This is a genomic window from Rhizobium sp. GCM10022189 (assembly GCF_042656325.1).
Classification (GTDB): Bacteria; Pseudomonadota; Alphaproteobacteria; order Rhizobiales; family Rhizobiaceae; genus Rhizobium.
Genome location: NZ_JBHSOR010000003.1, coordinates 17,141 through 37,664, shown reverse-complemented (window position 1 = coordinate 37,664; position 20,524 = coordinate 17,141). Strand labels below are relative to the sequence as shown.

Below are 20,524 nucleotides of genomic sequence, written 5' to 3'. Positions count from 1 at the left end.
AATAGCCAGCGGATGCGACAGGGCCGATCTCAAGGGTCGGGACCGTCGCCGATCTCCACAAGGCCGAAACGCTCCTGGATGGGCAGGATCACCTCAGGCGTTGTCGCTCCGACCCGCTCGAGCTCCATGAAGAAATGCTCGAAACCGCCAGGCGTCACGAAACCCATCATCCGCCCCATGCGGTCGCTGACATTGCGCCAGTGATGCGGCACGTTCGGCGGCAGCACCACGACGGCGCCAACCGGAGCCTCGATCATCTCGCTGCCGCACCAGAACCGGTAGCTCCCCTCGATGACACGAAAGACCTCCGTCTCGCGCGTATGCATATGCCGCGACGGGCCGGTACCGGGCGCGGAGAAGGTCTCCCAGATGCCGTAGGCCCCTGCGGTTTCCTCTGCCGTCGCATGAATGAAAATCTGCCCGCTATGCGGATGCCTGGCAATCCGCTCGCGTCCGGGTAGTGACGCCACCGCTCTGTCGAAATGCGCCATCGAACTTCCCCCAAACTCTGGCGCGAATTTTAGCAGAGATCCCGAACGATTGCAGCGGAAGATATATGCAACCGCGCTATTCGTCATGGGAGAGGATAATATCGAGGAAGGCGTCCCCGTAGCGTTCGAGCTTCGATTGGCCGACGCCGGAAATGCCGAGCAATTCCTTGCGGCTGCGCGGCCGCTCGGTGGCAAACGCGATCAGCGTCGTATCGGGGAAGACGACATAGGGCGGCACGCCGAGCGATTTGGCAATCGACATGCGCTCGGCCCGGAGCGCCTCGAACAGCGCGCCGTCAGCACCGGAAAGACCGGTTCTGCGCTCCGCACGCTCGGTCTTTTTCGCCCTGCGTTCGGACGGCGGACGGTCCTTGCGAAAGAAGACTTCGCGTTCGCGCTTGAAAACCGCACGCGCCTCCGGCTCCAGCTTCAGGGCTCCGAAAGCCTCGTGATCGACACGGATCAGTCCCATCCCCATCAGCTGGCGATAGACCGACTGCCAGGTACGGACGGGAATATCCTTGCCGGCGCCGAAAACAGGCATGTCGATATGGCCGAAGCGCTCGGTCTTTTCATTCACATTGCCGACAAGCACGTCGATCACATGACCGGCGCCGAAACGTTCGCCGGTGCGATAGATCGCGGCCAGCGCCTTGATCGCCGCTTCCGTCCCGTCCCAGGTCTCGACCGGCTTCAGGCAGGTATCGCAGCCGCCGCATTTGCCGCCATGCGCCTCGCCGAAATGCGCCAGGATCGCCTGCCGCCGGCAGGACGCCGTCTCGCAGATCGCCAGCAGCGCGTTGAGCTTGCTGCGCTCGATGCGCTTGATCTCGTCGGCCGCATTGCCCTCGTCGATCATCCGCCGGCGCTGGATCACGTCCGCCATGCCATAGGCCATCCACACTTCCGAAGGCAGGCCGTCGCGTCCCGCGCGGCCCGTTTCCTGGTAATAGGCCTCGACCGAACCCGGCAGATCGAGATGGGCGACGTAGCGCACGTTCGGCTTGTCGATGCCCATGCCGAAGGCGACGGTCGCCACAAGGCAGAGCTCTTCCTCCTTCAGGAAAGCGTCCTGATTGGCGTCGCGCAGCGCCCGGTCCATGCCGGCATGGTAGGGCAGCGCCCGGATGCCCTGCGTGTTCAACCAGTCGGCCGTCTCCTCCACCTTGGCGCGCGACAGGCAATAGACGATGCCGCTATTGCCTTTATGGCCGGAAAGGAAACGCAGGAGCTGCTGGCGCGGCTGGTCGCGCTCGACGATCTCATAGGAAATGTTCGGCCGGTCGAAGCTCGTCGTGAAGACCGCGGCATTGTCGAGCATCAGCCGCTCGATAATGTCCTCGCGTGTATGCGGATCGGCCGTTGCCGTCAGTGCGATGCGCGGCACGCCGGGATATTGCTCGGCAAGCTTGCCGAGTTCGCGATATTCCGGCCGGAAATCGTGGCCCCATTGCGAAACGCAATGGGCTTCGTCGATCGCAAACAGCGCGATCTTCGTATTGCCGATGATCTCGCGGAAACCGTCCATCAGAATGCGCTCGGGCGTCACGTAAAGCAGGTCGAGTTCACCGGAGGAAATGCCGCGGCGGATCGCGACATATTCCTCGCGCGAAATGGAGGAATTCAGCGCCGCCGCACGAATGCCGAGCTGCTTCATCGCCTCCACCTGATCGCGCATCAGCGCAATCAGCGGCGAGACGACGATACCGAGACCGGGGCGGCAAAGGGCCGGGATCTGGAAGCAGAGCGACTTGCCGGCGCCGGTCGGGAAGAGCACCACGGCATCGCCGCCGGCAACCACATGTTCCACCACTTCCTGCTGCCGGCCGCGAAAGGCGGAATAGCCGTAGACGCGCTTCAGCACGTCGAGCGGCTCGGCCGCGCCGGCAAACAGCGCATCGGAGGCGGAGAAAGATGCTGCGTTCCGATCGGCCTGCGACATCAGTGGCTCGCAGCGCCCTTGACGCGGCCGGAGAGCACACCGAAACCATCGATGATGGCTTCCTGGTTTTCAAGCCTGAGCGCTTCGTAATGCACTTCCTGCGAGGCGCGCATCAGCCGGTCGATCTCGGCATCGTCGCCGGCCTCCGTCGCCTGTGCGATATCGCGCTCCAGCTCGATTTTCTGCCAGCGCAGGTCCTTGGCACGCTTGTGGAAGGCGAGCGCCTGGCGATAGCCCTCGCGCGCATCCTCCATCGCCGCCTCCTCGGTGGCCGTCCACAGCCGCGCATTGCGCACCTGCTGATCAAGGTTCTTCAGGAGCGGCCCGAAACCGGCGACATCGAGACATTCCATCAGATAGTCGCGCGTCAGATGCGGCCCGGCAACGACGGCCGCCGCCCCCAGCATCGCCGACCAGAGCTTCTGCAGGTCGCGATTGTCGAAATCGATCGCGGCGATCTCGTCGTAATCGTCGAGCATCAAAGCAGGGTGATTGATGACGGTGAGCGCCAGCACGCATTCGCGCAGCGCCGCATTGTCCTGATGGCCGCGCACGAGCCCCGAGCGGGTCAGACGGTCCGATGCGGCAACGGAGGTTCGCCCCCCGCCGGGACCGGCGCCCTTCTGGCCGCGGAAACTGCCGCCGCCATTGCCGCCGAAACTGCGCCTTTCGCTGCCGCCGCGGTTCTGGAACTGCGGCTGGAAGAAGCTGTTCAGCCGGTCGCGCATGTCCTGCTGGTAATGGCGCCGCACGTTCTCGTCGGCAATGACGGCGACGAGCTGGCGCAGCCGCGCTTCGAGTTCAGCACGCGCTTCCGGCGTATCGAATTTCCCGCTGCGCGCCTCGCGATCCCAGAGCATTTCCGAAAGGGGTTTCGCCTGCGCCATCACCTTGTCGAACGGCGCCCTGCCCTCGTGCTTGACGAGATCGTCGGGATCCTTGCCATCCGGCAGCAGCGCGAAACGCACGCTTCGTCCCGGCTTCAGATGCGGCAGGGCCAGGTCGGCGGCGCGGTTGGCGGCGCGAATGCCGGCGCCATCGCCGTCGAAGCAGAGCACCGGCTGCGGCGTCATCTTCCAGAGCAGGTCCAGCTGGTTTTCCGTCAGCGCCGTGCCGAGCGGCGCCACGGCGTTTTCGACCCCCGCCTGATGCAGCGCGATGACATCCATATAGCCTTCGACGGCAATGATCGTGCCCTCGCCGTTCGCCCCCTGCAGCGATCGGCGCGCGCGGGCGAAATTGTAGAGCACGTTGCCCTTGTGGAAGAGCTCGGTCTCGTTGGAATTGAGATATTTCGCCGGCGCATCCGGCGACATGGCCCGGCCGCCGAAGGCGATGACCTTCTCGCGCGACGACAGGATCGGGAACATGATACGGTCGCGGAACCGGTCGTAGGACACCGGCACATTCTCGTGCACCACAAGGCCGCAGGCCTCGATCTGCTCTTTGCTGACACCCTTGCCGGCCAGAAATTCCTTCAGCGCATTGCGGCTGTCAGGCGCAAATCCGAGCCGGAACGTCTCGATGGTGCGCCCCGTCAGCCCGCGGTCGCGCAGATAGGCCCGCGCCTTTGCGCCATTGGCCGCCTGCAGCTGGTCCTGAAAGAATTGCGTCGCCATTTCCATGACGTCGAGAAGCGAGGTGCGCTCCTTCTCGCGCTTCTCCATCTGCGGATCGGCAATCGGCATCGGCACGCCGGCCATATCGGCGATCGTCTGCACCGCCTCGGGAAAGCTCAGGCCTTCGAGTTCGGTCAGGAAGCGGAAATGATCGCCGGTCACGCCGCAGCCGAAGCAATGGTAGCGGCCCTTGCGATCCTCGCAGTGGAAGCTCGGCGACTTTTCGCCATGGAACGGGCAGCAGGCCCAGTAGTCGCCGCGCGACACGTTGGTCTTGCGCTTGTCCCAGCTCACGCGCCGCGCAATCACGTTCGAAATGGGAACGCGGTCGCGGATATCGTCCAGGAAGGTGGGGGAAAAGCGCATCTCTACCTCTTGCAGAGCCTCCATATAAGCAGCTTTGTCGCGCCGCGCCACGAAACTCTGCGGCAAATCCCGCTTTTCACAGGGGCGGAGACACTGTCAAAAACGCCAGCCAACGCCACTCAACAACACGTTATCGGACCCTGGCAGGGGGTGCGACATTTTTGACATTTTCCAATTTCCAGGTGGTCTGAAACATCCTTTTCCCGAAAAGGGAAACGCCGAAAAGATAAAGTAAAAACAATTTATTAGATTGCATGTGAACAGAATTTCCGAACGGCCGCGCCGAGCGCCAAATTCGCAACCGGAAAGGCCGAATCCGGGATTATTATATTTTTGTAATTTGAATAAGCCGGGGGCCGGCCATAAGTTCGATCTCAACAGAGCGATCCCCAAGCGAGGCACCATCCCTACCCCCGGCGCCGCCTCGCAAGGGTGCCTTTGCAAATACCCGCCGGCTTGGGTTTCAACCCTGCGTCGCTGACGGAAGCAAAGAGCAAGAAGGCAGGAGCGCCCCCAGCTCCTGCCTTCTTAATTTTTGGGCTTAGCGCTGCGCCTTTATTGAGCTTTACCTTAGCAATTAACCCCTAAAATACAAAAGCATTGACACTTCCAACAGGCGTGGCAAATGAATGCGCGAAACTCCTGGACAGTGCTATGGCCTATACCGCAGAAAAACTTGCAGCCGACGATAATTTTCTTGCTGCAATTCTTCATTGCGCCAATCAGATGCTCGCGATTTATCGCGAGAGCCCCCGTATTGCATCCATATTCGCAGCTCAGCAGCGCTGGCTGATGGCTCATACCGGCTTTGCTCTCTATTACGGCTATCCCGGCGAAGAAAAACGCGGCCTCTATTCCGGCCGCTTCATCGATTTCGTCATCCAGAACAAGATCGCCAGCCGCAACACCGCGGCCGCCTTCGTGCAGGAAATGCTGGCCTACCGGTTTCTGCGTCCCATTCCGGGCGATGACAAGCGCACCCGCTTTCTCGAGCCGACGGAAACGGCCGAAGATCATTTCACCAAATGGCTGGCCGCCCATCTGATGGTCCTGGACAGTCTCGATGGCGGCCGCCGTGCGGAAAATCTGGCGGCCGACCCTGCGTCGATCGCCCGCCTGCAGCCGCTGATCGCCAGGCAGATCATCGAAACCGAAGCCGTGCGCGATCCGGGCACCACCTTCAATCTCTTCAACTGGGCCAATTCCGGCGGCCTGGTGATGGATTACCTGATTTCGCGCCTGCCGGGCTTTCCGACTTCTGCCGACCGCGTCTTCGTCGGCCCGCTGTCGCTGCGCGAGATTCGCGATCAGTTCATGATCTCCAACACCCACCTGAAGCGCCTGCTGACACAGGCCGCCGCCATGGGCAGCGTGGGCTGGACCGAGCCGCCAAGAAAGGGCGATTTCTGGCTCTCCCGCGGTTTCGTCCTCGAATATTGGAACTATCAGGCGGCGAAATTCGGCATCATCGATGCCGCCGCCGAAGCAGTGTTCGGGCCTGCGGTCGACGAGCAACCGCAGGCAAAACGCCTTATTTCAAGAGCTCTTTGACGGAGCCGGAAGCCTTGGCAAAATCCATCTGGCCGGCATAACGCTCCTTGAGGGCAGCCATGATCTTGCCCATGTCCTTCGGGCCTTCGGCGCCGACCTCCTTGATGATGGCGGCGATATTGGCGCGCACCTCATCGTCGGAAAGCTGCTTCGGCAGGAAGTCCTGAATGACGGCGATTTCGGCTCGCTCCTTTTCGGCAAGCTCCGGGCGGGCATTCTCTTCGTAGATCTTCGCCGACTCCTCGCGCTGCTTCACCATCTTGGCGAGGATCTGCAGCACTTCATCGTCGCCAGCCTCGTCCTTGCCGGCGCCGCGATTGGCGATGTCGCGATCCTTGATAGCGGCCTGGATGAGGCGGATGGTGCCGAGTCGGTCCATCCTCTTTGCCTTCATGGCCTCTTTGAGCTCGGTGGCGAGTTGGTCGCGCAGCATGTTACTACTCCTTTTAAAATGGCGCTTTCATAAACCAGGCCGATGCATGGGATCAAATAAATTGCGAGAATCCGGCCAATATCAGCAGGAAAAGTACCGCAATCTGCGGTACAAAGATTGACCTGGACAAAGAGCGTGGCTATCTACCGCCACCTGCACCAAAATTCGTGATCAGGCGTCAAACGCGGCTAAAGCTGCGCGCCTGTACCTGCGAGATCAAATGGCCGGCTCGCGTTTTCGCAAACGCCAGGCCCGCCGGAAACGGGATGAAGATGACCGCGACAGCACCCTGGACAACCGAAAAGCCGACCGCCCTGCTCGTTCTTGCCGACGGCACCGTCATCGAGGGCAAGGGCATCGGCGCCACCGGCAAGGTCCAGGCCGAAGCGGTCTTCAACACGGCGCTGACCGGCTACGAGGAGATCCTCACCGATCCCTCCTATCTCGGCCAGATCGTCACCTTCACCTTCCCCCATATCGGCAATATCGGCACCAACGAAGAAGATATCGAAGACCTGACGCCGGCAGCCCGCCACGGCGCGGTCGGCGTCATCTTCAAGGCCGACATCACCGAGCCCTCGAACTACCGCGCCGCCAAGCATCTCGACGCCTGGCTGAAGGCGCGCGGCATCATCGGGCTCTGCGGCATCGATACCCGCGCGCTGACCGCCTGGATCCGCGAAAACGGCTCCCCGAACGCCGTCATCGCCCACGACCCCGCGGGCAATTTCGATGTGGACGCGCTGAAGGCCGAAGCCAGGGCCTGGAGCGGCCTCGAAGGCCTCGACCTCGCCAAGATCGCTTCCTCCGGCCAGTCCTCGCAATGGTCGCAGACCCCCTGGGTCTGGAACGAAGGCTACGGCGAACTCGGGGCCGCCGGCCAGAAGTACCACGTCGTCTGCCTCGATTACGGCGTGAAGCGCAATATCCTGCGCCTCTTTGCCGGCCTCGACTGCAAGGTCACCGTCATGCCGGCAACGACGAGCGCCGAGGACGTGCTTGCCCTGCAGCCGGACGGCATCTTCCTGTCGAACGGCCCCGGCGACCCGGCCGCCACGGGCGAATATGCCGTGCCCGTCATCAAGGAACTGATCAAGACCGATATCCCGGTCTTCGGCATCTGCCTCGGCCACCAGATGCTGGGCCTCGCGCTCGGCGCCAGGACCGAGAAGATGCACCAGGGCCACCACGGCGCAAACCATCCGGTCAAGGACCATACGACCGGCAAGGTCGAGATCGTCTCCATGAACCACGGCTTCGCGGTCGACACGAAGTCGCTGCCGGAAGGCGTTGAAGAGACTCACGTTTCGCTGTTCGACGGCAGCAATTGCGGCCTGCGCGTCCTCGGCAAGTCGGTCTTCTCCGTCCAGCACCACCCGGAAGCCTCGCCCGGTCCGCAGGACAGCCACTACCTCTTCCGCCGCTTCGTCAACATGGTGCGCGAGAAGAAGGGCGAACCGGCACTCGCCGAACGCTGATACCGGATCAAGGCTCGCTCGCGGGCCTTTTTCTTTCTCCGCATATTGACCTCAACTTAACTTGAGGAATTACAGAACTGCCTGCAACACATCAGATGCAGGAGAAGACTGAATGAGCGGAGCTTTCTACAGGGTAGACAAATTCGTCGTGCCGGCCGCAGCGCGCGAGGAATTTCTGATCAATGTGATGAGGACCCATAAGGTGCTGGAGGCACAGGACGGCTTCATCGGCCATACGGTGCTGGAACAGGTTGCCGGTCCCGGCGAGTTCAATTTCGTCACGGTCGCCGAGTGGGAAAGCGCCGATGTCGTCGAGCGTGTGAAGGCGGCGGTAGCGGCGGCCCACGAGGCGGCCAATTTCAATCCGCAGGAAATGTTTGCGCGTCTCGGCATTCGCGCCGATATCGCCAGCTACAAGCCTGTGGCTGCCTGAAGCAGGTCGCGCCAACCTCGCACCGGCCGGCTCAGGCGCCGGCCGTCGCGCCTTCCCGGCGAACCAGGATATAGAAGCGCATGCAGAGCATGGCGGCCGCGGCCGCCAGCCCGACCAGGAAACCGAGCCAGATGCCGAGCCCGCCGAAGCCGAGCGGGAAGGCAAAGGCCCAGGCGAGGAAGAAGCCGATCGGCCAATAGGCGATCAGGGCCATGATCATCGGCACACGCGCATCCTTCAGCCCGCGCAGCAGGCCGCTGGCAATCGCCTGCAGGCCGTCGACGAACTGGAAAAGGCCGGCAATGACGATCAGCGGACCGGCATAGGCCAGCACCTGAGGCGCCTCGGGCAGACTGACATCGAGGAACAGCCGTGCCAGAACCTGCGGCACGGTCGCAAAGATGACGCTGCCGACGATCGCGGCAATGCTGGCGATGATCAACACCGTGACGGCCGCCCGCACCAGACCCGCATGATCGCCCTGCCCGTGCGCGACGCCGACCCGCACCGTTGCCGCCTGTCCGAGGCCGAGCGGGATCATGAAGGCCATCGACGCCCACTGCAGGGCGATGCCGTGCGCGGCAAGCTCGATCGTACCGATATGGCCCATCAGCAGCGACGCTGCCGTAAAGAGGCTGACTTCGGCGAGAATGGTGATGCTGATCGGCAGGCCGAGGCGAACGACCTCGAAAAAGGCGTGCCAGTCCGGCTTCCAGAAGCGCACGAAGATCTCGTAGCGCCGCGTCTCCTCCCTGCCCTGCACATAGGACAGGATGAACAGGAAGCCCGCCACCTGCACCGCGACGGACACGATTGCCGCCCCCTCCAGCCCCATGACCGGGAAGCCGAAATGGCCGAGCACGAGGATATAGGCGCCGATCGCATTCAGCACCAGCATGGCGATGGTGACGTTGAGGATGACGCCGGCCTTGCCGATGGCGCTGACGAGCGCGCGCATGACATTGTAAAGCAGCCCCGGCAGCACGCCGAACTGGCCGATGACGATATAGCCATGCGCAAGCTTCGCCACGTCGGGCTTCTGCCCGAAATAGCGCAGGATCGACTCGGAATTGAAAAAGGCCGGCTGCATCAGCAGCCAGTAGCAGATGACGACCCAGATCCCCATGCGCAGTGACCGGCGCACGGTCACGACATCGCCGCGCCCGTAGGCCTGCGCCACCATCGGAATGACGGCGATCGCAAAGCCCGAACCGAAAATCAGGATCGTGAACAGGAACTGCGCCGAAAGTACCATGGCCGCAAGGTTTTCCGCGCCAAGCTGGCCGACGATCATCACGTCGGTCATGCCGATGCCGAACTGGGCCAGCTGGGCGCCGATCAGCGGCACGCCGAGCATCAGCGTGGCGCGAAAATGCGCAGACCAGCGGTTGTCGTTTACAGGCGCGACCGCGCGCACCTCGATGGGCGTGTCCATGACACTGTTCCTGAGATTGGATCGTTAAGGGCCGCAATACGGCAAAATATCGTGTCGGCTTAGAGCAAACTCGCGCGAAGAACTACCCCAAAACGGGCAGATGCTGAAAAATTCATCACGCCTTCACTGTTTTTGATGGATCACTCCGCCGCGTTGAATACTTCCGCCGGCGCCTTCGCGGTCGTCACCCGCGTCAGAAACACGATTGCCGCGACGAGAATGAAGAGAGCCGCCAGAAGATAGGGCGCGCCGGCAAAGACGACAGGCGCATCGGGCTTTGTGAAATAGCCGAACATCTGCGTGAAGATCAGCGGCCCGACGATCGTGGTGATGCTGCTGATGCTGGTGAGCGCGCCCTGCAGTTCGCCCTGCGCCGAGGGCGGCACCTTGCCGGCGGCAATACTGCGCAGCGGCGGATCGGCGACATTCTCCATGACGGTCAATATGATCACCGTATAGACGACCCAGCCTTCCCAGGCGAAGGCATAGCCCACGAGGGCAACCATCGTGAAACAGAGCCCAACCAGCGCCGTCTTCCATTCCCCGAGCACCGGCACGATACGCGGCAGCACAAGCCCCATGATGAGCGCCACGCCTATTCCGTAGATGCCGAGCGACAGGCCGATCTGTCCCTCGCTCCAGCCATAACGGAAACTCGAGACGAAAGCCCAGACCGACGGGTAAACGGCGTGCGCCAGGAAGACCAGGAACATGACGAGGCAGACCCAGCCGATGCCGGGATAGTGCCGCATCTGCCGCAGCGTGCCGAGCGGGTTGGCGCGCTTCCATTCGAACCGGCGGCGGTTCTTCTCATCAAGCGTTTCCGGCAGCAGGAAGCAGGCGGCAACGAAATTGACGAAGGACAGCGCCGCCGCGCCGAAGAAGGGTACGCGCGGCCCGAATTCGCCGAGGAAGCCGCCGATGACGGGGCCGACCGTAAAGCCGACGCCGAAGGCGATGCCGATCAGGCCGAAATTCTTGGCGCGGTTCTCTTCGTTGCTGATATCGGCAATATAGGCCGAGCAGGTGGCGAAGCTGCCGCCGCTGATGCCGGCAAGCACGCGGCCGACGAATAGCATCCAGTAGCTGGTGGCAATGGCGCAGATGAAATTGTCGAGCGCGAAGGTCAGCACCGACAGCAAGAGGATCGGACGGCGCCCGAAACGGTCGCTCAAATTGCCGAGCAGCGGCGCAAACAGGAACTGCATCAGCGAATAGATCAGCATCAGCCAGCCGCCGTCGATGGCCGCATCGCTGACCGTGCCGCCCGTCAGCTGCTCCAGATAGACCGGCAGCACCGGCAGGATGATCGCAATGCCGATAATATCCAGGAAGAGAATGACAAAGACCAGGAAAAGGCCGCGGCGAACGAATTTCGCATCAAGCATGAGACATCTCTACAGCTGTTATTTTCCGGAAAGACGATCTTGTCGCCGAACATGTGACATAGCCGATTGGGACGGGTGAAACAATCCGTGAACATTTCAATGTTTTTGATGGCGAACCCGTTAAAACAGATGGGTCAGGCGCCCTTCCGCTGCTCCATCCGTACGAAATCGACAAAGGCGCGCAGCGGTGCGGGCATATGGCGGCGGCTCGGATAATAGAGGAACGGGCCGGAAAATTCGCTGTCCCATTCCGCAAGGATCGGCATCAGCCGGCCATCGGCGATACCGGGCGCAAGCAGCTCCCCGAAGGTGCGGATGACGCCGAGCCCGGCACAAGCTGCCCCTATCTCCATCTCCACCGCATTGGCGACGATGGGGCCGGAAGGAGTGACGAGCACCGTCTCCTTGCCGCGTTCGAATTCCCAGGCCAGCGAGGCCCCGCTCAGGAAGCGATGGCGGATGCAGCTATGCTCCAGCAGGTCCCTCGGATGCTGCGGCACGCCGCGCCTGTCGAGATAGGCGGGTGCGGCCGCCGTCACGTAGCGCTGCCGGCGCGGACCGATCGGCACGGCGATCATGTCGCGCTCCAGCCTTTCATCGTAACGCACGCCGGCATCGAAGCCGGCAGCGAGCACGTCGATGAAATTGTCGTCGGCAATGATCTCCAGCGTGATCTGCGGGTACAGCGTCAGGAAACGGGCGGCAAGATCGGCCATGAAAAGCTTGACGACGATGCTCGGCACGTTGAGCCGCAGCGTGCCGGCCGGATGGTCGCGAAAGCTGTCCAGCTGGCCGAGCGCGGCCGCAACTTCCGACAGCGCCGGAGCAAGCCTTTCCAGCAGTCTTTCGCCCGCCGCCGTCGGCGTGACGGAGCGGGTCGTGCGGTTGAGCAGCCTGACGCCGAGCCGCTCTTCCAGGCGCCGCAGGCAATCGCTCAGCGACGAGGCGGAAACCCCGCGTTTTCGGGCCGCCGAGCGGAAGCTGCGCTCCCTTGCAATTGCGGCAAAGGCATCCAGATCACTGAGGGGAAGCTCATCCATTGTGCATTTTCCCGTACGGCCTGTTCGAGACTATCCGGATTATCGCACAAACTCATCGGCGATAAAACCGCATCCGAAGACGCCGTCGGGGCGCCGTTGAAGGAGAAGAAGATGCAGACCTATCGTTTGGGAAAAACCGGTCCCCAAGTCTCGGCCATCGGCCTCGGCTGCATGGGCATGTCGGGCATGTACGGCCCGTCCGACCGCGCCGAAAGCATTGCGACCATCCATGCCGCGCTCGATGCCGGCATCAACCTGCTCGACACCGGCGATTTCTACGGCATGGGCCATAACGAAATGCTGATCGGCGAAGCGCTGAAGGGCCGCAGGCGCGAAGACGCCGTCATCAGCGTCAAGTTCGGCGCGCTGCGCGATCCCTCCAATGGCTGGAACGGCTACGACGCCCGCCCGATCGCCGTGAAGAACTTCCTCGCCTATACGCTGCAACGCCTCGGCGTCGACTATATCGACATCTATCGCCCTGCCCGCCTCGATCCCAATGTGCCGATCGAGGAAACGGTCGGCGCGATAACGGATCTCATCAAGGCCGGTTACGTCCGCCATGTCGGCCTCTCCGAAGTCGGGGCGGATACGATCCGCCGGGCCGCCGCCGTCGCCCCTATCGCCGACCTGCAGATCGAATATTCGCTGATTTCCCGCGGCATCGAGGACGAAATCCTGCCGACGACCCGCGAACTCGGCATTTCCGTCACCGCCTATGGCGTGCTGTCGCGCGGCCTCATCAGCGGCCATTGGCAGAAGGGCCAGCAGGGCGCAGGCGATTTCCGCGCCTTCAGCCCGCGCTTCCAGGAAGGCAACGTCGATGAAAACCTTGCCCTGGTCGAAGAACTCAGAAAGATCGCCACCTTCAAGGGCGCCTCGGTCGCGCAGGTCGCGATCGCCTGGGTGGCGGCACAGGGCGAGGATATCGTGCCGCTGGTCGGCGCCCGCCGCCGCGACCGGCTGACGGAGGCGCTCGGCTCGCGCGCGGTGAAACTCACCGCCGACGATCTCGCCGCCATCGAACGCGCCGTGCCGAAAGGTGCGGCTAAGGGCGCCCGTTATCCGGAAGCCCAGCTCAGGCACATGGACAGTGAAAAGTAGTCAGCCCCGAGAGGCCGGCACCCTGCCCTTCGGGGTGCCGCCTTTCGCTATCAGATCGGGTTGGAGAAAGTATCGCAGGCCGAAAGCTGCCCGCTGTCGAAGCCGCGCTTGAACCAGCGCATACGCTGCGCCGACGTGCCGTGGTTGAAACTCTCGGGCACGACATAGCCCTGCGAACGCTTCTGCAGCGTATCGTCGCCGATCTGCTGGGCGGCATTCAGCGCCTCCTCCAGATCGCCGGCGTCCAGAATGCCCTTCTGCTGGGTAAACTTGCCCCAGATGCCGGCAAAACAATCCGCCTGCAGTTCGACGCGGACCGACATCCTGTTGGCATCGGCCTCGCTCATGCTTTGGCGCGCCTGATTGAATTTCGGCAGGATGCCGAGCAGATTCTGCACGTGATGGCCGACTTCGTGCGCGATCACATAGGCCTCGGCAAAATCGCCCGACGCGCCAAACTGATCGGAAAGCTGCTGGAAGAAGGCCGTATCGAGGTAGACCTTGTGATCGCCCGGGCAATAGAAGGGTCCGGTCGCAGCCGATGCGAAACCGCAGGCGGACTGCGTCTGGCCGGAGAAGAGCACGAGGCGAGGCTCTTCGTAATCCCGGCCCTGAGACTGGAAGATACCATGCCAGGTATCTTCGGTTTCGGCGAGAACCGTGCGCACGAAGGCGGTCATCTCGTCGTTGGCGGGCGTCTGCGGGGCGGACTCGCTCTGCGAGTAGCCGGAGCCGTCCATCGATCCGCCGCCTTCCATGACCTGCATCAGGTCGATGCCCATCGCCTTGAAGATCAGGTAGATGACGACGAGAAAGACGATCGTGCCGATGCTGAGCCCGCCGCCGCGACGGCCGACGCCGCCGCCCGACGGAAAACTGAAGCCACCGCCGCGGCCGAAGGGATTGCGTCCAATGCCACCGGACGGATCGCTGCGGCGATCCTCGATATTGTCGGACTGACGCCGTCCTTTCCATTCCATGATCGATCTCCCCGGCGATGCGCCCATGCATGCTCTCAGGAGTCAGTTATATATCCGCCGCAAGGCCGAATTCCAGCCGCTTCCTCACGCGACCCGGCCGCGGCGCGGGCGAAGGCCGACGGCCGCGACGATCGCGGCGGCAATCAGCCCGAACAGCACCAGGGTCAGCCAGCTGTTGCCGGAGAACGCAACCGCATGCATGAGCCTGCCCGGCAGCAGCGTCGCAAGGCCGGCAAGGACGATGCCGCCGAAATACATGCCCGATACGATCCGCCGATGCGTGCGGATATCGTGCCGGCGCGCAGCGAGGATTGCCCGCCAGCTTCCGGCGAGTACGAAGACGGAGAGAAGGTGGATCGGGCTGAAGCCGTAAACGAGATTGATCTCGTGGATGAAGAAGCTCGACAGCGCCGTCACCACCATCAGCGCCATCCAGATCTTGCCGAGCAGCCGGTGCAGCCGCGTGCCCTTCGGCCGAGCGAGCAGATAGGCCCCGAGGATGGCCGCCGGCACGACGGCGGCGACATGGATCTGTATGGCGGGCGGCGCATTGAGCAGAGGTTCAAGCGTCATGATCGGCTCCGGTTGAATTCGCCCCCCGTTTCCGGCATGAGTGCATTTCTCTCAACGAACATGGCGTAAACTGCGGGAAAACTTCGTGGATCACCCCTCCTTGCAATCCACGCTTCGCGAATTGCAGGTCTTCTGGCGCTCTTCGCGCTTCTGGGGAACCTTCCTCGCCATTGTCCTCATCTTCGCGGTGACAGGTCCCTACGGCACGATGGACAGCATGCCGGCCGGCGAGCGCTTCGCCTACTGGCTGATCCTGCACGCCGTCGCATGGTCGATCGCCATCCTGTTTTCCGTGCTCGCCGATGCGCTGCTGCGCAAGCGGCTGGGGAATACGTTCTGGCGCATGATGATCGGCTCGCTGGTCGCCGCCTTGCCGATCGGCTTTGCGATCGGCCTTGTGGACTATGCCTTCAGCGGCGATCCGGCGGCCCTCGGCGGCGGCCTGGCAAGAGCCCTTTTCGCGCTGCCGCTCTGCGCCCTCTTCTGTTTTCTGACCTATCTTGCCATGCACCGGCAGATCGAGGAGGCCGCGGCACAGGCCCCGCCTGCCGCCTCGATCCTCGACCGGCTGAAGCCGCAGAACCGCGGCGCCCTGCTGCGCCTCTCGGTACAGGATCACTACACGGAGGTCGTCACCAGCCGCGGCCGCGAGCTGGTGCTGCTGCGCTTTTCCGATGCGCTGCGCGAAATTGGCGCGACACCGGGGCTGCAGGTCCACAGGTCGCATTGGGTGGCCGACGCCCATGTCGAGACCTTGAAACGCGACAACGGCAAGGTCCTGATCCTCACGCGCGACGGTACGCAAATCCCCGTCAGCCGCAGTTTTGCCGAGCAAGCCCGCCGCCGTTTCGGCTGAAGAAGCCCCGGTAAATGCTTGACGGGACTCCCGCTTTCCCGCTTCCTGACGGCAAGGAGACAGGGAGGAGAACGCCGATGAAAGCCGTGCGCCTGGAAGCGACCGGAAAGCTGTTTATGCGCGAGGTCGACAAGCCCGTTCCCGGACCGGGTGACCTGCTGCTGCGCATCGAAGCCTGTGGCATCTGCGGCACCGATCGCCATCTTTTCCGCGGCGAGTTTCCCTCCCATCCACCGGTGACCCTTGGCCACGAATTCGCCGGCATCATCGAAGCAGTCGGCCCCGAGGTCAGTGGCTTCCACCCCGGCATGCGGGTCACGGGTGATCCCAATATCGCCTGCGGCCGCTGCGAGGAATGCCACAATGGCCGCGTCAATCTCTGCCGGAACCTGCAGGCGATCGGCATCCATAGAGACGGCGGTTTTGCCGATTATGTCATCCTCCCGCAGAAACAGGCCTTCGCCCTGCCACTTGGTCTCGATCCCCTGCACGGCGCCTTTTGCGAGCCGCTCGCCTGCTGCCTGCACGGCGTCGATCTCGCCAACATCAAGACAGGCGCTTCCGTGATCGTGCTTGGTGGCGGCGTGATCGGCCTGTTGACCGTGCAGCTTGCCCGGCTTGCCGGCGCGACGCGCATTCTCCTCGTCACCCGCAATGCCGGCAAACGCGCGCTGGCCGAAACGCTGGGCGCCACCGCAAGCTTCGATCCGTCAGCGGCGGATGCGGTCAGCGGCATTGCCGGCGACGGCGGCTTGCTACCCGGCGGCGCCGATGTCGTCTTCGAATGTGCCGGCGTTGCCGAAACGATGATGCAGGCGCCGAGGCTTGCAAGACGCGGCGGCACGGCAGTCATCCTCGGCGTCATGCCGCAGGGCGCAAGGATAGAGATCGAGCCATTCGATCTGCTGTTTCGGGAGGTGAATCTCGTCAGCTCCTTCCTCAACCCGTTCACCCACCAGCGCGCCGCCGATCTCATTGCCACGGGCGCGGTCAAGGTCGAGCCACTGATTTCGCGTCGTGTAACGCTGGAACAGGCACCCGAAGCCATCGCCAATCCGGCGTTTGGCGGCGAGATTCGCACGCTCGTCTTGCCCGCCGGGCAATAGGCTTCCAAAAGCCGGTCCGAATTCCTGTCGATTCCGTGATTTATGGGGTTCCGTTTGCAAAAACATTTGCCTATAAGCCGCTTCTAGCCTGAAAAGACCCTCAATGCGCGACCCGACCCGGTGATCTCCCACCCTGGCCGGCTTTTTGCGCAGCCACACAATGGATATCGCCCATGCCGAAGCGCCAAGACATCAAATCGATCCTCATCATCGGCGCGGGACCGATCGTCATTGGCCAGGCTTGCGAATTCGACTATTCCGGCACCCAGGCCTGCAAGGCGCTGAAGGAGGAAGGCTACCGCGTCATCCTCGTCAACTCCAACCCGGCAACGATCATGACCGATCCGGGCCTGGCCGACGCGACCTATGTCGAGCCGATCACGCCCGAAGTCGTCGCCAAGATCATCGCCAAGGAGCGCCCGGATGCGCTGCTGCCGACCATGGGCGGCCAGACCGCGCTGAACACCGCGCTTTCGCTGAAGCGCATGGGCGTGCTCGACCGCTACAATGTCGAGATGATCGGCGCCAAGCCCGCCGCCATCGACAAGGCCGAAGACCGCGCCCTCTTCCGCGAAGCCATGGCCAAGATCGGCCTCGAAACCCCGCGCTCGATGCTGGCAAACGCCACCGATATCAAGGATGCCGACCGCAAGACGCACGAGGCCGAGCGTGCCAAGCTGCGCGAAAGCCTCTCCGGCGCCGATCTCGACAAGGCGCTCGACGAGCTGGAAAACCAGTGGAACCTCGGCGAGAGCGACCGCAAGCAGCGCTACATGAGCCATGCCATGGCGATTGCCGCCCAGGCGCTCGACCATGTCGGCCTGCCCGCCATCATCCGCCCGTCCTTCACGCTCGGCGGCACCGGCGGCGGCATTGCCTATAACCGCTCGGAATTCTTCGAAATCGTCGGCGGCGGCCTCGACGCCTCCCCGACCACGGAAGTGCTGATCGAAGAGTCCGTTCTCGGCTGGAAGGAATACGAGATGGAGGTCGTCCGCGACAAGGCGGACAACTGCATCATCATCTGCTCCATCGAAAACATCGATCCGATGGGCGTCCATACCGGCGATTCGATCACCGTTGCCCCGGCGCTGACGCTGACGGACAAGGAATACCAGATCATGCGCAACGCCTCGATCGCGGTGCTGCGCGAGATCGGTGTGGAGACGGGCGGCTCGAACGTGCAGTTTGCCGTCAATCCGAAGGACGGCCGCCTCGTCGTCATCGAAATGAACCCGCGCGTCTCGCGCTCCTCCGCACTCGCCTCCAAGGCCACCGGCTTCCCGATCGCCAAGGTCGCCGCCAAGCTCGCCATCGGCTACACGCTCGACGAACTCGAAAACGACATTACCGGCGGCGCGACACCCGCCTCCTTCGAACCGTCGATCGACTATGTCGTCACCAAGATCCCGCGTTTCGCCTTCGAGAAGTTCCCCGGCGCTTCGCCGGTCCTGACGACCGCCATGAAGTCGGTCGGCGAAGTCATGGCGATCGGCCGTACCTTTGCGGAATCGCTGCAGAAGGCGCTGCGCGGCCTCGAAACCGGCCTGACCGGCCTCGACGAAATCGAGATCCCGGATTTCGAGGAAGGCGAATCCAGCCAGAACGCCATCCGCGCCGCGATCGGCACGCCGACCCCGGACCGCCTGCGCATGGTCGCCCAGGCGCTGCGTCAGGGCATGAGCGAGGCCGAAGTCCATGAGGGCTGCAAGATCGATCCCTGGTTCATCGCCCAGCTGAAGAACATCGTCGACATGGAAGCCCGCATCCGCGAGCACGGTCTGCCCGAGGATGCCGCCAACCTGCGCATGCTGAAGGCCATGGGCTTCTCCGATGCCCGCTTGGCCACGCTGACCGGCAAGCGCCCGAAGGAAGTGGCCGAGCTGCGCAATTCGCTCAACGTCCGCCCGGTCTTCAAGCGCATCGATACCTGCGCGGCCGAATTCGCCTCGCCCACCGCCTACATGTACTCGACCTACGAGACGCCTTTCGTCGGCGCCGCCCGCTCCGAAGCGCAGGTCTCCGACCGCAAGAAGGTCGTCATCCTCGGCGGCGGCCCGAACCGTATCGGCCAGGGCATCGAGTTCGACTATTGCTGCTGCCATGCCGCCTTCGCGCTGAAGGATGCCGGCTACGAAGCGATCATGATCAACTGCAACCCGGAAACGGTTTCGACCGACTACGATACGTCAGACCGCCTCTATTTCGAGCCGCTGACGGCCGAAGACGTGATCGAGATCCTGCGCGCCGAGCAGGAAAAGGGCGAAGTCGTCGGCGTCATCGTCCAGTTCGGCGGCCAGACCCCGCTGAAGCTTGCCGAAGCGCTGGAAAAGAACGGTATCCCGATCCTCGGCACCGCCCCCGATGCGATCGACCTTGCCGAGGACCGCGACCGTTTCCAGAAGCTTCTGATGAAGCTCGACCTCAACCAGCCGAACAACGGCATCGCCTACTCGGTCGAGCAGGCGCGCCTCGTCGCCGCCGAAATCGGCTTCCCGCTGGTCGTTCGCCCGTCCTACGTGCTCGGCGGCCGCGCCATGCAGATCATCCACGCCGAGAGCCAGCTACAGACCTACCTGCTCGACACCGTTCCGGAACTGGTGCCGGAAGATATCAAGGCACGCTACCCGAACGACAAGACTGGCCAGATCAACACCCTGCTCGGCAAGAACCCGCTGCTCTTCGACAGCTACCTGACCAACGCCATCGAAGTCGATGTCGACTGCCTCTCCGACGGCACCGACGTCTATGTCGCCGGCATCATGGAGCATATCGAAGAGGCCGGCATCCATTCGGGCGACAGCGCCTGCTCGCTGCCGCCGCGCACGCTGTCGCGCGAAATGCTCGACGAGCTGGAACGTCAGGCCAAGGCCATGGCGAAGGCGCTGAATGTCGGCGGCCTGATGAACGTGCAGTTCGCCATCAAGGACGACACGGTCTACGTTCTTGAAGTCAACCCGCGCGCCTCGCGTACCGTGCCTTTCGTCGCCAAGACCATCGGCGCGCCGATCGCCAAGATCGCCGCCCGCGTCATGGCCGGTGAGAAGCTCGACGCGACCTTCGCCGCCTATGGCGAAAAGCCCGATCCGCGGGTGCTGAAGCACATCGCCGTCAAGGAAGCCGTCTTCCCCTTCGCCCGCTTCCCCGGTGTCGATACGCTGCTCGGCCCGGAAATGCGCTCCACCGGCGAAGTCATCGGTCTCGACAGCGATTTCGCGCTGGCCTTCGCCAAGTCCCAGCTCGGCGCCGGCGTCGAACTGCCGCGTGAAGGCACGGTCTTCGTCTCCGTGCGCGATGCCGACAAGCCGCGCGTCCTGCCGGCGATCCGCATTCTGGCCGAACAGGGCTTCAAGGTTCTGGCAACCGGCGGCACCGCCCGCTTCCTCGGCGAAAACGGCATCGAGGCCACCAAGATCAACAAGGTTCTCGAAGGACGACCGCATATCGAGGACGCCATCCGCAACCGCCAGGTCCAGCTCGTCATCAACACGACCGACGGCAACAAGGCGATCTCGGATTCGAAGTCGCTGCGCCGCGCCACGCTGATGCAGAAAGTGCCCTATTACACCACCATGGCCGGCGCCGAAGCCGCCGCCCAGGCGATCAAGGCGCTGAAGGCCGGCAACCTCGAAGTCCGCCCGCTGCAGAGCTACTTCTGACGATCGGGTGAAGGGGCAAGGCCTCTTCACCTCCACCTCCCATCCCGGCAAAACTGCGACCCAAAATTGC

At 63.1% G+C, this 20,524-nt stretch carries 16 protein-coding genes; 7 read left to right on the top strand and 9 right to left on the bottom strand.

Going from position 1 to position 20,524, the window contains the following annotated elements:
* Window positions 1-29: 29 nt before the first annotated feature.
* From ACFPWW_RS03740 to dnaG, 3 genes are all read right to left on the bottom strand, one after another.
* The gene (locus tag ACFPWW_RS03740) at window positions 30-491 is read right to left on the bottom strand and encodes a cupin domain-containing protein (protein WP_377310469.1); all 462 of its coding nucleotides are present in this window, start codon (window positions 489-491) and stop codon (window positions 30-32) included.
* Window positions 492-567: 76 nt separating this feature from the next.
* Window positions 568-2,433, bottom strand: coding sequence for a DNA helicase RecQ (gene recQ / locus ACFPWW_RS03735; protein WP_377310467.1), 1,866 nt, complete (start codon window positions 2,431-2,433; stop codon window positions 568-570).
* Window positions 2,433-4,418 carry a DNA primase gene (gene dnaG / locus ACFPWW_RS03730; protein WP_377310466.1) on the bottom strand — a complete coding sequence of 662 codons (1,986 nt, stop codon included), beginning with the start codon at window positions 4,416-4,418 and terminating at the stop codon, window positions 2,433-2,435. Before dnaG ends, recQ begins: the two co-directional genes overlap by 1 nt.
* A gap of 654 nt (window positions 4,419-5,072) precedes the next feature.
* On the opposite strand from dnaG, the gene ACFPWW_RS03725 reads away from it, so the two are divergent.
* Window positions 5,073-5,969: a hypothetical protein gene (locus ACFPWW_RS03725; protein ID WP_112759183.1), complete on the top strand. Its 897-nt coding sequence runs from the start codon at window positions 5,073-5,075 to the stop codon at window positions 5,967-5,969.
* Here the strand turns inward: ACFPWW_RS03725 and ACFPWW_RS03720 are convergent.
* On the bottom strand, window positions 5,950-6,402 hold the full coding sequence (locus ACFPWW_RS03720) for a GatB/YqeY domain-containing protein (RefSeq protein WP_112759184.1): 453 nt from the start codon (window positions 6,400-6,402) through the stop codon (window positions 5,950-5,952). The genes ACFPWW_RS03725 and ACFPWW_RS03720 overlap by 20 nt on opposite strands.
* Before the next feature lie 272 nt (window positions 6,403-6,674).
* Between ACFPWW_RS03720 and carA the strand changes: the two genes are divergently transcribed.
* Together carA and ACFPWW_RS03710 are read left to right on the top strand one after the other, a co-directional pair.
* Window positions 6,675-7,880: a glutamine-hydrolyzing carbamoyl-phosphate synthase small subunit gene (gene carA, locus ACFPWW_RS03715; protein WP_112564794.1), complete on the top strand. Its 1,206-nt coding sequence runs from the start codon at window positions 6,675-6,677 to the stop codon at window positions 7,878-7,880.
* A gap of 112 nt (window positions 7,881-7,992) precedes the next feature.
* Window positions 7,993-8,313, top strand: coding sequence for an antibiotic biosynthesis monooxygenase (locus ACFPWW_RS03710; protein ID WP_112759185.1), 321 nt, complete (start codon window positions 7,993-7,995; stop codon window positions 8,311-8,313).
* A gap of 31 nt (window positions 8,314-8,344) precedes the next feature.
* Here ACFPWW_RS03710 and ACFPWW_RS03705 read toward each other — a convergent pair whose 3' ends face one another.
* The 3 genes from ACFPWW_RS03705 to ACFPWW_RS03695 form a co-directional block, all read right to left on the bottom strand.
* On the bottom strand, window positions 8,345-9,748 hold the full coding sequence (locus ACFPWW_RS03705) for an MATE family efflux transporter (protein WP_112756680.1): 1,404 nt from the start codon (window positions 9,746-9,748) through the stop codon (window positions 8,345-8,347).
* 140 nt (window positions 9,749-9,888) lie between these two features.
* Entirely contained in the window at window positions 9,889-11,136 is a 1,248-nt protein-coding gene (locus tag ACFPWW_RS03700; protein WP_112564551.1) for a TCR/Tet family MFS transporter, read from the bottom strand.
* A gap of 134 nt (window positions 11,137-11,270) precedes the next feature.
* Window positions 11,271-12,176: a LysR family transcriptional regulator gene (locus ACFPWW_RS03695; RefSeq protein WP_112759186.1), complete on the bottom strand. Its 906-nt coding sequence runs from the start codon at window positions 12,174-12,176 to the stop codon at window positions 11,271-11,273.
* A gap of 111 nt (window positions 12,177-12,287) precedes the next feature.
* Here ACFPWW_RS03695 and ACFPWW_RS03690 point away from each other — a divergent pair, with 111 nt between their 5' ends.
* Window positions 12,288-13,280 (top strand): aldo/keto reductase, encoded by a 993-nt coding sequence (locus ACFPWW_RS03690; RefSeq protein ID WP_112703902.1) that lies wholly within the window; start codon window positions 12,288-12,290, stop codon window positions 13,278-13,280.
* Window positions 13,281-13,330: 50 nt separating this feature from the next.
* Here the strand turns inward: ACFPWW_RS03690 and ACFPWW_RS03685 are convergent, their stop codons facing one another.
* Complete coding sequence (locus tag ACFPWW_RS03685; RefSeq protein WP_112564548.1) at window positions 13,331-14,260, bottom strand: neutral zinc metallopeptidase; 930 nt, start codon at window positions 14,258-14,260, stop codon at window positions 13,331-13,333.
* An 84-nt stretch (window positions 14,261-14,344) separates the two neighbouring features.
* Window positions 14,345-14,833, bottom strand: a complete 489-nt coding sequence (locus ACFPWW_RS03680) for a DUF2306 domain-containing protein (RefSeq protein WP_112759187.1) — start codon at window positions 14,831-14,833, stop codon at window positions 14,345-14,347.
* 85 nt (window positions 14,834-14,918) lie between these two features.
* Here ACFPWW_RS03680 and ACFPWW_RS03675 point away from each other — a divergent pair, with 85 nt between their 5' ends.
* From ACFPWW_RS03675 to carB, 3 genes are all read left to right on the top strand, one after another.
* On the top strand, window positions 14,919-15,689 hold the full coding sequence (locus tag ACFPWW_RS03675) for a LytTR family DNA-binding domain-containing protein (RefSeq protein WP_112759188.1): 771 nt from the start codon (window positions 14,919-14,921) through the stop codon (window positions 15,687-15,689).
* A gap of 77 nt (window positions 15,690-15,766) precedes the next feature.
* Entirely contained in the window at window positions 15,767-16,795 is a 1,029-nt protein-coding gene (locus ACFPWW_RS03670; RefSeq protein WP_377310460.1) for a zinc-dependent alcohol dehydrogenase family protein, read from the top strand.
* A 173-nt stretch (window positions 16,796-16,968) separates the two neighbouring features.
* The gene (gene carB, locus ACFPWW_RS03665; protein WP_112703907.1) at window positions 16,969-20,454 is read left to right on the top strand and encodes a carbamoyl-phosphate synthase large subunit; all 3,486 of its coding nucleotides are present in this window, start codon (window positions 16,969-16,971) and stop codon (window positions 20,452-20,454) included.
* Window positions 20,455-20,524 lie beyond the last annotated feature (70 nt).